This window comes from Streptomyces sp. NPDC050423 (assembly GCF_040655445.1).
In the GTDB taxonomy this organism is placed as follows: Bacteria; Actinomycetota; Actinomycetes; order Streptomycetales; family Streptomycetaceae; genus Streptomyces.
Genome location: NZ_JBFAJY010000039.1, coordinates 24,973 through 39,340, shown reverse-complemented (window position 1 = coordinate 39,340; position 14,368 = coordinate 24,973). Strand labels below are relative to the sequence as shown.

Annotated in this window: 13 protein-coding genes; 3 read left to right on the top strand and 10 right to left on the bottom strand. The window is 71.3% G+C overall.

Annotated features, from left to right (window positions below; all coding sequences use genetic code 11):
* Positions 1-162 precede the first annotated feature (162 nt).
* Together AB0I52_RS25780 and AB0I52_RS25775 are read left to right on the top strand one after the other, a co-directional pair.
* Positions 163-1,872, top strand: coding sequence for an ABC transporter ATP-binding protein (locus AB0I52_RS25780; protein ID WP_363076367.1), 1,710 nt, complete (start codon positions 163-165; stop codon positions 1,870-1,872).
* Positions 1,869-3,773 (top strand): ABC transporter ATP-binding protein, encoded by a 1,905-nt coding sequence (locus AB0I52_RS25775; RefSeq protein WP_363076365.1) that lies wholly within the window; start codon positions 1,869-1,871, stop codon positions 3,771-3,773. Before AB0I52_RS25780 ends, AB0I52_RS25775 begins: the two co-directional genes overlap by 4 nt.
* Here AB0I52_RS25775 and AB0I52_RS25770 read toward each other — a convergent pair.
* The 3 genes from AB0I52_RS25770 to AB0I52_RS25760 form a co-directional block, all read right to left on the bottom strand.
* Entirely contained in the window at positions 3,766-4,935 is a 1,170-nt protein-coding gene (locus tag AB0I52_RS25770) for a cysteine desulfurase family protein (protein ID WP_363076363.1), read from the bottom strand. The two genes, AB0I52_RS25775 and AB0I52_RS25770, sit on opposite strands and share 8 nt — an antisense overlap.
* A gap of 142 nt (positions 4,936-5,077) precedes the next feature.
* Positions 5,078-5,434 (bottom strand): DUF4190 domain-containing protein, encoded by a 357-nt coding sequence (locus AB0I52_RS25765; RefSeq protein WP_363076361.1) that lies wholly within the window; start codon positions 5,432-5,434, stop codon positions 5,078-5,080.
* Between the two features lie 62 nt (positions 5,435-5,496).
* Positions 5,497-5,673 carry a hypothetical protein gene (locus AB0I52_RS25760; protein WP_363076432.1) on the bottom strand — a complete coding sequence of 59 codons (177 nt, stop codon included), beginning with the start codon at positions 5,671-5,673 and terminating at the stop codon, positions 5,497-5,499.
* 86 nt (positions 5,674-5,759) lie between these two features.
* Here AB0I52_RS25760 and AB0I52_RS25755 point away from each other — a divergent pair, with 86 nt between their 5' ends.
* Positions 5,760-6,416 carry a TetR family transcriptional regulator gene (locus AB0I52_RS25755; protein WP_363076359.1) on the top strand — a complete coding sequence of 219 codons (657 nt, stop codon included), beginning with the start codon at positions 5,760-5,762 and terminating at the stop codon, positions 6,414-6,416.
* Between the two features lie 74 nt (positions 6,417-6,490).
* Here AB0I52_RS25755 and AB0I52_RS25750 read toward each other — a convergent pair whose 3' ends face one another.
* The 7 genes from AB0I52_RS25750 to AB0I52_RS25720 form a co-directional block, all read right to left on the bottom strand.
* Positions 6,491-7,483, bottom strand: a complete 993-nt coding sequence (locus AB0I52_RS25750) for a WYL domain-containing protein (protein WP_363076357.1) — start codon at positions 7,481-7,483, stop codon at positions 6,491-6,493.
* 37 nt (positions 7,484-7,520) lie between these two features.
* A complete protein-coding gene (locus tag AB0I52_RS25745; RefSeq protein WP_363076355.1) occupies positions 7,521-8,387 on the bottom strand; it encodes a thioesterase family protein in 867 nt (288 codons plus the stop codon).
* Between the two features lie 112 nt (positions 8,388-8,499).
* On the bottom strand, positions 8,500-9,159 hold the full coding sequence (locus tag AB0I52_RS25740; protein WP_363076353.1) for a trimeric intracellular cation channel family protein: 660 nt from the start codon (positions 9,157-9,159) through the stop codon (positions 8,500-8,502).
* 18 nt (positions 9,160-9,177) lie between these two features.
* Entirely contained in the window at positions 9,178-10,350 is a 1,173-nt protein-coding gene (locus AB0I52_RS25735) for a dipeptide ABC transporter ATP-binding protein (protein WP_363076424.1), read from the bottom strand.
* A 47-nt stretch (positions 10,351-10,397) separates the two neighbouring features.
* Positions 10,398-11,489 carry an ABC transporter ATP-binding protein gene (locus AB0I52_RS25730; RefSeq protein ID WP_363076351.1) on the bottom strand — a complete coding sequence of 364 codons (1,092 nt, stop codon included), beginning with the start codon at positions 11,487-11,489 and terminating at the stop codon, positions 10,398-10,400.
* Positions 11,486-12,499 carry an ABC transporter permease gene (locus AB0I52_RS25725; protein ID WP_363076349.1) on the bottom strand — a complete coding sequence of 338 codons (1,014 nt, stop codon included), beginning with the start codon at positions 12,497-12,499 and terminating at the stop codon, positions 11,486-11,488. Before AB0I52_RS25725 ends, AB0I52_RS25730 begins: the two co-directional genes overlap by 4 nt.
* Positions 12,500-12,640: 141 nt before the next feature.
* Positions 12,641-14,356 carry an ABC transporter substrate-binding protein gene (locus AB0I52_RS25720; protein WP_363076422.1) on the bottom strand — a complete coding sequence of 572 codons (1,716 nt, stop codon included), beginning with the start codon at positions 14,354-14,356 and terminating at the stop codon, positions 12,641-12,643.
* Positions 14,357-14,368: the final 12 nt, after the last annotated feature.

Sequence of the window (14,368 nt, the reverse complement as noted above, 5' to 3'; positions counted from 1 at the left end):
CCCGCACGCCCCCGGGGCCCGGCCCGGCGAGGACAGCGCGAACCGGTCCCCGCAGCGCCCCCCCGTCCGGCGGCGGCGGGCCAGGACCGGTGGGCCGGTGGGACGGCCGTCCGTCCGTGGGGCCGTCGGCCGTCCCACCGGTGCCACCTCGCGGAGGAAACCATGACGTCCCCCCAACGGCTGCTGATCGACGCCACGTCGTACTCCCGCGGCTGGTTCGTGTCCGCGAGTGCCGCGGCCGTCACCGGTGCCGCCGGCACACTGGCGCTTCCCGGAGTGCTGGCCGCCGCGCTCGACTCGGTCATCGACGGCAGGGTCGCCGCCGCGCCCGTGTACTGGTTCGCTCTGGTGGTGGCCGTCCTGGTGCCTGCCTCCGCCGTGCAGACACTGGCCGGGGGTTTCTACGGCGCGGACGCCGTCGCCGCGCTGCGCCGGAATCTGGCCGGCGCCGCTCTCGACGCCGGGCTGCCGGGCGGGCAGCGGTTCCCCTCGGGGGACCTCACCAGCCGGCTGTCGGGCAACTGCGCGCAGGCCGGACGGGCCGGACTGACCGTGGTGACCGCCTCGGCGTCCGTCCTGACCTCGCTCGGCGGTCTGGTCGCCCTGTGGATCATCGACTGGCGGCTCGGGGCGGCCTTCCTGCTCGGGGTGCCCCCGGTGGTCCTGACGGCCCGCCTGTTCATGCGCCGCAGCTCCGAACTCTTCACCCGTTACCAGGAGGCGCAGGGAAGGATCTCCGCCCTGCTGCTCGAAGCGATCGGTGGCGCCCGGACCATCGGTGCCGCAGGCACCACCGACCGTGAGATGTCCCGGGTACTCGCGCCGCTCCCCGGCCTGTCCGCCACCGGGCTCCGCCTGTGGCGGTTGCAGCGCGACACTGGCTGGCAGGTCGGGCTGCTGCTCCCCGCGGTGGAGGTGCTGATCCTGAGCGTCGGGGGCTACGCGCTGGTCGGCGGTGACATCACCGCGGGGCAGCTGACAGCGGTGGTCGGTTACACCGCTGTCGCGATGGCCATGCTCGACCAGCTCGACGCTCTCTTCGCCCTCGGCATGGCGACCGCGGGGGCCCGTCGGGTCATCGAGGTCACCGATCAGCCGGTGGCCACCGCCGGAACCGGCTTCTCCGGCCCCGGGTCCCACAGCCGGACGGTGGACTTCCGGGGCGTCACCGTCCGGTCGGGCGACCGGACCGTCCTCGACTCGGTCGATCTCGGCATCACCGCGGGCACGGCACTGGCCGTGGTCGGCAGGTCCGGCTCCGGCAAGAGCACACTGGCCGCGCTGGTCGGACGGCTGCGGGACCCGGATGAGGGCGACGTACTCATCGACGGCGTTCCGGTGACCCGGTTCACCCCGGACGCACTGCGTTCCGCGGTCGGTTACGCGTTCGAGCGCCCCGCACTGCTCGGCGAGACGGTACGCGGCATGATCGCCTTCGCCCGTCCCACCGCGTCCGACAGCGAGGTGACCGCCGCCGCGCGGGCCGCGCGGGCCGACGACTTCGTACGCCGACTGCCGGCGGGATACGACACGCCCCTGTCCGGGGCGCCCCTGTCAGGTGGCGAGGTCCAGCGGCTGGGGCTGGCGCGCGCACTGGTCCATGATCCCGCGGTCGTGGTCCTGGACGATGCCACGTCCAGCCTGGACACGGCGACGGAGGCCCAGGTCGACGCGGCGCTCGCCACCGCCTGGTCCGACCGGACCCGCATCGTGATCGCACACCGGGTGTCCACGGCGGCCCGTGCCGACCTGGTGGCGTGGCTGGACGGCGGACGGATCCGCGCCATGGGCCCGCACCGGGAGCTGTGGGCGCTGCCCGGTTACCGGGACCTGTTCGGCGCGACCGCCCGACCCGTGGAGGAGGACTCGTGACCCACACCCCGCAAGCCCCGCCCGCCGCTCCCGGCTCGGACGCCGGGACCACCCCGCCCGGCCCGCCCGCCGCTCCCGGCTGGCGCATGCTCGGCGGATACCTGGTGCGGCACCGGTCCACGGCCACCGCGGTGGCGGCCTGGTCCCTGCTCGAAGCGCTGCCGGCACTGCTCTCCGGCCTCCTCGTCGCAACCGCCCTGGACCGCGGGTTCCTCGCGGGACGACCGGCGGTGGGCCTCGGCTGGCTGGGCCTGCTGGGTATCACGATGGTGATCCGGGCAGCTGTGACACGCACCCTCACCCTGCATCTGGGCCGGCTCGTCGAACCCCTGCGTGACGAGCTGGTCACCACCGTGGTCGCCGGTTCCATCGACCGGGCCGTCCGCGGGGCCGGGGGCGGCGCGGGTGCCGGGGTGTCACGCATGACCGGCCAGGTCGAATCCGCGCGCTCCCTGGTCTCCGCACTGCTGCGGTCGGCACGGCAGTTCGGGATCTCGCTGGCCATGGCCTTCATCGGGCTCGCCGCGCTGTCCGCCCCGGTGGCGGCGATCGCCTTCCCGCCGGTCCTGCTCACGCTCGTCCTGTGCGTGCCGCGGCTGCGGAGGCTCGCCCTGCGGCAGCGTACCGAGCTCCTGGCCGAGGAGCGCCTGGCCGCGGCCGCGGGCGAGACGTTCGACGGGATCCGCGACGTGCTGGCGTGCGGTGCGCGCGACCGTGCGGCGGCCTCCGTCACGGCACGGATCACCGAGCACCAAATGGCGACCCGCGCCACCGAACGGACGTCGGCGGGCAACACGCTGCTGGTCTCGGTGGGTTGCCAGCTACCCATGCTCGCGCTGCTGCTCACCGCCCCCCGGCTGCTCCGGAGCGGCGCCCTGACCGTGGGCGAACTCCTGGGCGCGGCGAGCTACTTGCTCAGCGGAATCGCTCCCGCACTGCGCTCGCTGGTCGCTGTGCTCGGCTCCTGGGGTGTGGAGCTGGACACGGTACTGCGCCGGCTGGCGGAGACCGCTACGGCGATCGGCCCCGCCGATCGCGCGTCCGGCCGTACCCCGGCGTCGGCGGACCTCACGGCGGACCGGCTGACGTATGCCTACGGCCCTCACGCCGTCCCCGTGATCAGCGAACTGTCCCTCGATGTCACCGCGGGCACGCATCTGGTGGTCGTGGGACCCAGCGGTGTCGGCAAATCGACCCTGACCCTCCTGATCGCGGGGCTGGCCGGTCCGGGCAGCGGCCGCCTGTGCATCGGCGGGGTACCCGTGCACGAGGTTGACACGCGGTGGCTTCGCCGCGAAGTCGTGCTGATACCCCAGGAGGCGTACGTGTTCACCGGTACGCTCCGCGACAACCTGCGGTATCTGTGCCCGGCGGCCACCGACGGCCGGCTGGCGGCCGCGCTGGCCGCGGTCGGCGCCACGGAACTGGCCGAGCGCCTCGGCGGCATGGACGGTCCCGTGGGCCTGAACGGTCCGGAACTGTCCTCCGGCGAGAAGCAGCTGATCGCCCTGGCACGTGCCTACGCCTCTCCGGCCTCGATCGTGGTGCTCGACGAGGCCGGGTGCCATCTCGACCCCACGGCGGAGGCGAAGGCGGAGGAGGCGTTCGTGGCCCGGGGCACGACACTCGTCATCGTGGCGCACCGCATCAGCTCGGCCCTGCGCGCCCGGCGGATCCTGGTGATGGACGGGGCGAGCACCGCGACCGGAACCCACGAGGAGCTCCTGCGGTCGTCCGCCCTCTACGCCGACCTGGTCGGCCACTGGCTGTCCGGCGGATCGGCGCCGGACACCGGAGCGACCGAGTCCCTGACGGTCGGGTCCCGGCACGGACGCGAGATCCAGGGCCTCTCGTCTGGATCATGCTGGGCTCGCGGGGTCCAGACGAAAGGCCCTAGCTGAGCCCGGCCGTCCGGGCGCGCTCGACCGCCGGGCCGATCGCCCGCACCACGTCGTCGATGTCCTGCTTGGTCGTGGTGTGGCCGAGCGAGAAGCGCAGGGTGCCGCGCGCCAGGTCCGGGTCGGTACCGGTGGCGAGCAGGACGTGACTGGGCTGGGCGATCCCGGCCGTGCAGGCGGAGCCGGTCGAGCACTCGATGCCCTGGGCGTCCAGCAGCAGCAGGAGCGAGTCGCCCTCGCAGCCGGGGAACGTGAAGTGCGCGTTCGCCGGGAGCCGGCCGCCGGGGGCCGGATCGCCGCCGAGGAGGGCGTCCGGGACCTGCGCCAGCACGGCCGCGGCCAGTTCGTCGCGGAGGCCGCCGATCTCGCGCGCGAAGTCCTCGCGCCCGTCGGCGGCGAGCCGTCCCGCGACGGCGAACGCCGCGACGCCGGGCACATCGAGGGTGCCGGAGCGCACATGGCGCTCCTGACCGCCGCCGTGCAGCACGGGAACGGGGGTGTACTCACGGCCGAGCAGCAGCGCGCCGACGCCGAACGGGCCGCCGATCTTGTGCGCGCTGACGGTCATCGCGGCCAGTCCGGAGCGGGCGAAGTCGACTTCCAGCTGCCCGAAGGCCTGCACCGCGTCGGCATGCATGGGCACGTCGAACTCGCGGGCGACGGAGGCCAGTTCCCGGACCGGCATGACGGTGCCGATCTCGTTGTTGGCCCACATCACGGTGATCATCGCGACATCGTCGGGATTACGGACCAGCGCCTCGCGCAGCACGTCCGGGTGGACACGCCCGTACCGGTCCACGGGGAGGTACTCGACGGTCGCGCCCTCGTGCTCGGCGAGCCAGTCCACGGCGTCGAGCACCGCGTGGTGCTCGACCGGACTGGCCAGCACCCGGGTGCGGCGGGGGTCGGCGTCGCGGCGGGCCCAGTACAGGCCCTTCACCGCGAGGTTGTCCGATTCGGTGCCGCCGGAGGTGAGGACCACCTCGCTGGGGCGGGCGCCGAGGGCGTCGGCGAGGGTCTCTCTGGACTCCTCGACGGTACGGCGGGCCCGGCGCCCGGCGGCGTGCAGGGAGGACGCGTTGCCGGTGACGGCGAGCTGGGCGGTCATCGCCGCGATCGCTTCCGGGAGCATCGGCGTGGTCGCGGCGTGGTCGAGGTAAGCCATGGTGGGCTCGATTCTACGAGCCTGCGGCGGGGCGTACGGCGGGCGCATGGCGTCCCGGTGCCCGCGCACCGCGGAAGGTGCGTCTCGCCCGCCCCGGTCCGGAGCCCGATCCGGTGGGGAGAGCGGCGGGAATCGCGCTCTGTCAGCCGCCGAAGTTCCAGGCGACGACGCCGTTTCCGGTGACGAGGAAGGCCAGGACCACCAGGTCGGCGATGCCGAGTGCGAGTCCCAGCAGGGCGCGGCCGCGGCGGGCGGTGGAGCGGGCCAGGGCGATGACCGCCAGGACGACGGCCGCCGGACCCAGCAGGATGTTCATCACCAGCAGACCGACGAGACCGAGTACGAACGAGGCGACGGCGAGGGCGTCGGCGTCCCTGGTGGACCGGACGGCGCCGGGCGCGGCGCGGCGCCGGGTACGGTCCCGAGGTGCGCCGGCCGGGGCGCCCGGCCCGGTGGCGTCCGTCGTTCCGGAGCGGCGGGTGAGTGTGGTGAGTGTCATGGTGCGGACTCCTCAGGGGACGGATGCGGTAGGGGCGAACGGACGGCGGAGCGCTGCGCCCGTCACCGGGACCGGCGCTGCGTGCCCGTCCGCTCGCGCACGGCGAAGACCAGCAGCCAGCAGCCGATCAGGGCGCCGAGGACGAGAGTCAGCGGCAGCGGGATCTGGGCCGCCGCTCCCAGCACGATCCCCAGCAGGAGCAGGGCGACGACGAGGACGAGCATGGCCGGCCTTTCCATAATTGAGAGTACGAGTGTTCACTGACTTGTCAGTCTAGACCCGGCATCCCTTCCCCACCCCGGAGAACAGTTGTTTACTGAATGGCATGAGTCACACCGCCGGCATCCGCCAGACCCAGAAGCTGAAGACGCGTCAGGCGCTGCTGGACGCCGCTCTCGGACTGCTGGAGCACCAGAGCCTGAGCAGCCTGGGACTGCGCGAGGTGACCCGCGCCGCCGGTGTCGCGCCCACGGCCTTCTACCGGCACTTCGACGACATCGCCGGGCTCGGGGTGGCTCTCGTCGAGCAGACGCTGGGCAGCCTGCACGGAATGATCGGCGCGATCCTCGCCGAGACCGGCGACAGCGAGGTCCGGCTGGACCGCGGCGTCGGCCTGATAACGCGCCATGTCCGCGAGCAGCCCGCCCACTTCCGGTTCATCGCCCGTGAGCAGCACGGCGGGGTCGGCCCGGTCCGCGAGGCCATCTCCGCCCAGCTCCGGCTGTTCGCCCAGGAGGTGGCGGCGGCGCTGGCAGGGGAGCCGGAGTCGCGGGGCTGGAGCGAGGAGGATCTGCTGATGCTGGGCGGCCTCTACGTCGACCACATGGTGATCACCGCGTCGGCGATGCTGGACGCGGGTCCGGACGGCGGGCGGACGGTGGCCGAGGTCGCCCGGCGCCGGCTGCGCCTGGTCACACTCGGCCGGCGGCACTGGCTGGACGACGCCCCTGACCCCGGGCGGCCCCTGCGCCAGCGCCCATGAACGCCGACGACCGGGTCCTGGACCGTACGTTCCACAGCTCCGCCCGGGAGGTCCGGCCGGGCCGACCGCGGCGCTCACCCGCTTCCCGCGGACCGGCCCGGGTCCGGATCCCCGTACAGCGCCATGACCGCGGCCGCGTGCGCGGCGACCACGGAGCGCGCCGCGGGCGGTGCGAGGACCTCGACGTTCGGGCCGAAGGAGAGCAGGGAGCGCGCCCACTCCACCGATTCCACGGCCAGTTCGGCCCGCAGCCACTCGCCGTCCCGCTCCTCGGGCCGCGGCTCCCCGGTGAGCACCCCTGCGTTCAGCCGCAGGAAGAGATCCAGCCGCGAGCGGTGCACCCGGACCCGCAGGATCACGCCGCCCTGCCGTTCCTCGACCTGGCGGCGCAGCAGCTCCCACACCCGCGCCAGCTCCACCCCCGGCCTGCGCACCACCGTTTCCGCGGTGAGGACGGCCCGCCGCACCCGGTCCGCGCGGAAGAGCCGGGGCTCGCCGTCGCGGTCGGCGACCAGGTACCAGACGCCCGCCTTCACCACCAGGCCGTACGGATCGACGGTGTAGGCGCGCTCGGTCCGCGTACCGCTGTGCCGGTAGTCCAGCCGCAGCCGCCGGTCGGTGAACACGGCGTCGTGCAGCTCGGCGATGTCGACGGCGGCGCGCGGGCCGCTCATCCAGCGCACCGGGTCGACGAGGATCCGGCGGCTGGTCAGCTCGGCGGCGGGCCGGTGCGGGGCGGGCAGCGCCGCCATCACCTTGCGCAGCGCGGAACCGATGGCCGTGTCGAGCCCGAGCGCCGCGTGGGCGCCGTCCGCCGCCAGTACGAACAGGGCGCGCGCCTCGTCGGCGGTCAGCCCGGTGACATCGGTGCGGAACCCGGGCAGCAGGGCGATCCCGCCGTGCCTGCCGCGTTCCGCGTAGACGGGTACGCCGGACGCGGAGAGCGCCTCGACGTCCCGGTAGATGGTGCGCACGGAGACGTCGAGGCGCTCGGCGAGCTCGGGCGCGGGGACCGGGCCGCGGGTCTGGAGCAGCAGCAGGATCGAGAGCAACCGGTCGGACTTCACCGCACCAGCATCCCCCGGTTCCGGCCTTCGCGGGGCGTCAGCCGCGCGGCGCCCTGGCGAGCTGGCGGGACTGCGCGACCAGCCGGTCCGCGCTGTCCCAGACGTCCGCGTCCTCCTCCAGGAAGCCGCCCGCGAGGTTGCGGGTGGTGATGGAGACGCGGAGCGGTCCGGGGGCCGGGCGGCAGCGGATGTGGGTGGTGAGTTCGATGGTCGGGGTCCAGCCCTTGAGCCCCAGCTCGAACGAGGTCGGCGGCAGGGCGTCGACGGTGAGCAGCAGCGAGAGCGGGTCGGCGTCGCGGCCGTCCGCGAGCCCGAACCAGCCGCGCATCTCGCCCTTGCCGGACGGCTGCCCCACGGCCCAGCCGATCGTCGCCGGGTCGAGCCTGATGTCGAGCCGCTCGGTGATGGCGGAGCTGCCGGGGATCGGGGCCGGGCCGTCACCCGGACCCAGGCAGTGTTCACGGGGCGGGATGGCGGGCGGCTTCGCCGACGTGCGGATGTCGCCCGTCAGGCCGTCCAGGTCGCCGTAGGTGGCGAGGACCCTGATGCGCTCGACCTCGGCGCCGTCCTGCGCGTACTGGAAGAGGGAGGCCTCGCCGGTGGAGAGGGTGCGCCCGGTCCGGACGACCTGGGTGCGGATCACCGCGGGGCCCGGGACGGACGCGGTGAGGTAGTGCGCGGAGACCGAGAAGGGGTCCGGGTGCGGGAGCGCCTGGCCGAGTGCGCGGCCGAGCATCGCGAGCAGGTAGCCGCCGTTGACGGCTTGGATGATCGTCCAGCCGGCGGAGAGCTCGGCGTCGTAGACGCCTTCCTCGCGGAGGGTGACCGCGGTGTCCCGGTCGAACTCGCTGTCACCGATGGTCGCCTGCGCGGTCTCTGCCGCCTGCGTTGCTGCCTGTGCCATGGAACGCACGGTACACCGATCCTATTACTGAGCGGTAGCTTTTCTCGCTCGGTGAGATGACTCGGTGATGACTCGGTGAGATGGCTCGGTGAGACGCTGAGGGCCGGCGGCGCTACCCCTCCTCCGCCGTCGCCGAGCGCCTGTTGTAGGCGCGCGGCGCCCGCCAGTGGTAGCGCAGCGCCAGCAGCCGCAGCACGAACGCCGTGATCACCGCGGCCCCGCTGGTGAAGGCGTTGAGCGCGTCGAAGCGGATGCAGAGCACGATCATCACGGCCCCGACGATCGCGGGCACCGCGTACAGGTCGCGGTCCCAGCGCAGCAGTGAGGGCACCTCGTTGGCGAGTACGTCCCGCAGCACACCGCCGCCGACCGCGGTGGCCAGCCCGAGCGCCGCCGACGCGGTCAGGCCGAGGCCGTAGTCGTACGCCTTGACCGTCCCGGTGACGCAGAAGAGCCCGAGCCCGGCCGCGTCGAAGACGTTGACGCCGACCTGGATCCGCTCGACGTGCGGATGCAGGAAGAAGACCAGACCGGCGGCGAGCAGCGGCGTGGTGAAGTAGCCGAGATCCGTGAAGGCGGCCGGTGGCACGGCTCCGATGATCAGGTCACGGAACAGCCCTCCGCCCAGCGCGGTGACCTCGGCGAGTACCGCGATGCCGAAGACATCGAAGTTCTTGCGTACGGCGAGCAGAGCGCCGGAGATCGCGAAGACGAAGATCCCGACGATGTCGAGCGCATGCTGGACGGAGGGCGTGAACAGTTCGTTGAGCACCGGGCAATTGTGCCGGTACTACTCCTTGGGGCTGTCCTCCGCGGCCTCGGCGGGGGTGGCGGGGGCCTCGGACGGCTCCTCGGCGGGGCTTTCCGGCTCCGCCTTCGTGATCAGCGCGACCGCTTCCCGCGCCTCGGCCAGAACCGGCTGTCCGGGCGCCTGGTCCGGTGCGTTCTCCGGGTGGTGGCAGGCGACCTGGTGGCCGGTCTTCAGCGCGATCAGCGGCGGTTCCTGCGTCTTGCAGATCTCCGTCGCCTTCCAGCACCGGGTGTGGAACCGGCAGCCGCTGGGCGGCGAGATCGGCGAGGGCACATCGCCCGTGAGCAGGATGCGTTCGCTCTTCACCCCGCGCCGCCGGGGGTCCGGCACCGGCACCGCGGACATCAGGGCCTTGGTGTACGGGTGCATCGGCGCCGAGTACAGCGACTTGCGGTCCGCCAGCTCGACGATCTTGCCCAGGTACATGACCGCGATCCGGTCCGACACATGGCGGATGACCGAGAGGTCGTGCGCGATGATCACGTACGTGAGCCCGAGCTCGTCCTGGAGGTCGTCCAGCAGGTTGACCACCTGCGCCTGGATCGACACGTCCAGCGCGGAGACCGGTTCGTCGGCCACCACGAGCTTGGGGCGCAGGGCGAGCGCGCGGGCGATGCCGATGCGCTGGCGCTGACCGCCGGAGAACTCGTGCGGATAGCGGTTGTAGTGCTCGGGGCTGAGCCCGACCAGCTGCAGCAGCTCCTGGACGTGGCTCTTGAGACCGCCCTCGGGCTCGACGCCCTGGAGCCTGAACGGCGCGCTGACGATCGTGCCGATCGTGTGCCGCGGGTTCAGCGAGGAGTACGGGTCCTGGAAGATCATCTGGACGTCGCGCCGCATCGGCCGCATCTTGCCCATGGACAGGTGCGTGATGTCGCGGCCGTCGAACTCGACCTTTCCGGCGCTCGGTTCGATCAGCCGGGTGATCAGCCGGCCCATCGTCGACTTGCCGCAGCCGGACTCGCCGACGACGCCCAGGGTCTCCCCCGGGTACACCTCGAAGTCGATGCCGTCGACGGCCTTGACCGCGGCGCTCTGCCGGCCGAGCAGTCCCTTGCGGATCGGGAAGTGCTTGGCCAGGCCCTCGACCCTGAGCAGCGGCTCGCGCGAGGCGGTGGCCTGCTCCGGGATCGTCACGTCCTTCTCCGGCACCGGGGGATCCTTCTTCTCGCTCACGTCGCTCACATCACTCGCCTCGCTCACAGCTTCGGCGCAATCTCGTCGGTCCAGATCCGGGTCCGCTCCTCCGGCGACATGTGACAGGCGGAGAAGTGCCCGTCGCCGACCTGTTGCAGCTCGGGACGCGTCATGCGGGTGAGGTCGTCCTTGGGGATGTCCGCGTACGGGCAGCGCGGGTTGAAGGCGCAGCCGCTCGGGACGTTGATCAGCGACGGCGGCTGGCCCTTGACGGGGATCAGCCGCTCGGTCTGCTCACGGTCGATGCGCGGCATCGAGGTGAGCAGGCCCCAGGTGTACGGGTGCTGGGCCTCGTAGAAGACCTTCTCCGCCGGCCCGCGCTCGATGCAGCGGCCGCCGTACATCACCAGGAGTTCGTCGGCCATCTCGGCGACGACCCCGAGGTCGTGCGTGATCATGATGACGGCGGAGCCGAACTCCTTCTGCAGGTCCCGGATCAGGTCCAGGATCTGCGCCTGGACGGTGACGTCCAGAGCGGTGGTCGGCTCGTCGGCGATGAGCAGTTCCGGGTTGTTGACCAGCGCCATCGCGATCATGGCGCGCTGGCGCATACCGCCGGAGAACTCGTGCGCGTAGGCGTCGACCCGCTTGTGCGGCTCGGGGATGCCGACCCGGTCGAGCATCTCGATGGCCCGGGTGCGGGCGGTCTTCCTGTTGACCTTGTTGTGGATCCGGTAGGCCTCCACGATCTGCGCGCCGACCTTGAAGTACGGGTGCATCGCGGAGAGCGGGTCCTGGAAGATCATCGCCATCTTGCGGCCGCGCAGCTCGCGCACCCGGGCGTCGGAGGCGCCGATCAGCTCCTCGCCGTCCAGCCAGACCTCGCCCGAGATACGGGCGTTGGGGGCCGTGCGGTGCAGGCCCATCACGCCGAGCGAGGTGACGGACTTCCCGGAGCCGGACTCGCCCACGATGCCGAGGGTCTGTCCGGGCTTCACGTCGAAGCTGACGCCGTCGACGGACTTGACCAGCCCGTCGTCGGTCTTGAAGTGGATGCGCAGGTCCCGTACGGAGAGGAAGGCCTCGTCGCCGCCGGCGCGCGCGGCGGCGGGCTCGTCGGCCGCCGCGGTCTGTGCCTTGGAAAGCTCGGTCACGAGTACCTCACCCTGGGGTCGATGGCGGCGTACACCAGGTCCACCAGCAGATTGCAGATGACGATGAAGAAGGCCGCGACGAGCGTCACGCCCATCACGATGGGCAGGTCGCTCTCCTGCACGCTCTTGATGGCGAACTGGCCGAGTCCGGGGAAGGAGAACACGGTCTCGGTGATGACCGCGCCACCGACCAGCAGGCCGAAGTCCATGCCGAAGATGGTGACGATGGGGGTGAGCGCGGCCCGCAGACCGTGCTTGCCGATGACCTGGCTCTCCCGGAGACCCTTGGCACGGGCCGTTCGGATGTAGTCCTCGCCCATCGTCTCCAGCATCCCGGCTCTGGTGATGCGGGCGTAGAGCGCGGAGTAGAGGAAGGCCAGCGAGCACCACGGGATCAGCAGGTTCCACGCCCAGTCCAGCGGGTTGTCCGTGAACGGCACATAGTTGACGCCGCCTTCCCAGACCGGCCACTGCACGGTGAACACACCGAGCGCGAGCATGCCGGTGAAGAAGATCGGCAGGGAGACACCGGCGAGCGCGATGGCCATGAAGAAGCGGTCGAGGATCGAACCCCGCTTGAGCGCGGAGACGACACCGATCGCCACACCGCTGATCAGCCAGATCACCGCGGCGCCGATCGCCAGGGAGAACGTGACCGGAATGCGTGCGGTCAGCTCGGGCCACACCTCGACGTGTCGCTTGAACGAGTAGCCGAAGCACGGCACGCCGCAGTGCGTGGCCTCGGGGCCGAACTGGAAGTCGGCGCCGACGAAGAGCTGCTTGATGAAGTGCCAGTACTGGATGTAAAGCGGCTGGTCGAGGCCGAGATTCTGCTTGACCGCGAGGATGGACTGCGGGTTGGCGTCCTTGCCCACGTACTGGGCTGCCAGTTGGTCCATCGTCTGCCCGGCGATCCGGGGGACGAGGAAGAAGATCGCGAAGGTGACTGCGCTGACGATCAACAGCAGCAGCACCGCGCCGAAGACGCGTCGAATGATGTACGCAGCCACAGCTATCCGGCGCCGGTAACTGTCTGCCGGGGGGAACCCGTCCGGTCGGACACCGTGCCTTCACCTGCCTTTCAGGACAATTCTCGGGCCCGGGGGCCCGCTCCCCGGGCCGCGTGCGCGGCCCGGGGAGCGGGGCCGTTCCTACTTGGCGGAACCCATCAGCACGTAGTCGTAGATGCCGAGGTAGGCCTGGGTGACCGTGACGTTCGTCGCGGACTTCGGCCGGAGCAGCAGGTTCTTGCGGTAGATCAGCGGCACTGCGGTCGCACCTTCGGCCACGGCCTTGTCGACGTCGCCCCACGCCTTCTCACGGGCGGCGGTGTCGGTGTTGGCGATGCCCTCGTTGAGCAGCTTGTTGATCTTCGGGTCGTTCAGTTCCTGAACGTTGTTGCCACCGGACGGCTTGATGGACGCGCCGTTGATGATCTGGTCCAGGAAGCCGAAGCCGGTCGGCCAGTCGGCACCCCAGGCGCTCATGATCATGCCGAGCTTGTTCGCGTGCACGTAGCTCGGGTTGCCCGCGAAGTTCGAGAAGTACTTACCGGTCGGGAAGGCCTTGATCTCGGCGTTGACGCCGATCTTCTTGAGCGAGGCCTGCACCGCGGTGACCATGGACATCTCGGCGGGGCGGTCGGAGCGGGCCGAGATCTTGGTGTCGAAGCCGTTCGGCTTGCCGCACTGCTTCAGCTCGTCCTTGGCCTTGGCCTCGTCGCCCTTGTGGCCGGCGGACTCGTACAGGTCGAACTTCGAGTAGCCGTTGACCGTCGGCGGCAGCAGCGTCGTCGCGACGTCACCCTTGGGGTCGCCGCCCTGGGCGGCCTGGACCGACGCCTTGTCGATGCCCCACTGCACGGCCTTGCGGCAGTGGATGTTGTCGAACGGCTTCACGTTGACGTTGAGACCGATGTACGAGGTGGCGCCCGCGTACGGGTTGTCGGTCTGCTTCTTCAGATCAGCCTTGGTCAGGACCTTCGGCTGGGTCGCCGGGGCGACGCCGGTACCGGCGGCGTCAGCGGTGATGTTGTCGGCGAGCAGGTTGTTGTCGACCGTCTCCTGCTTGACCTTGAACCGGATCGTCACCTTGTCCGGCAGGGCCGGGCGCAGCGAGTCGGTCTTCGGGTCCCAGTTCGGGTTGCGCACGAGGGTCGCGCTGCGGCCCTCCTCGTAGGACTCGAACTTGTACGGGCCCGAGGACATGATGTGCTTCACGTAGTCGGCGCCGGTGTCCTTCGCGGCCGGCACGGGGGCCGTCTGCGTGAAGGTCGCCAGGTAGTCGAAGTCCGCGAAGGCGTCCTTCAGCTTGAAGATGATCGTGTTGTCGTCCGGCGTCTCGATGGAGGCGATGCCGTCCGGGTTCTTGTCCTTGTACGGGCCCTTGTACTTGTCGCCGCCGATGAGGTGGGACTTGAAGTACGTCGGGCCGTTGGACATGGCCTCCGGCGCGAAGTTGGAGCGCTCGACGGCGTACTTGACGTCCTTCGAGGTGATCACGGAGCCGTCTTCGTACTTCAGCCCCTTCTTGATCTTGTACGTCCAGGTCTTCGCGTCCGCGCTCGCCTTGCCGAGGCTCTCGGCGAGGTCCGGGACGACCTCCAGGCCGTCCTTGCCCGCGGCCGGCTTGAACGACGTGAGCGAACGGCCGTACAGGCGGGAGAAGTTCTGCACCCAGCCGTAGTACGTGTTGCCGGGGTCGAGGGAGTCGGGCTCGTCGGACAGTTCGAGCTTGAGCGTCCCGCCCTTCTTGTCCGACTTGTTGACGATCGAGGTCAGCGCGGCGTCAGTGGTGCCGGAGCCGCCCTTGTCGCCGCCGCCGCCGTTGTCGTCCTTGGAGCCGCTGCACGCGGAGGCGCCCAGCATCAGGACCACAGC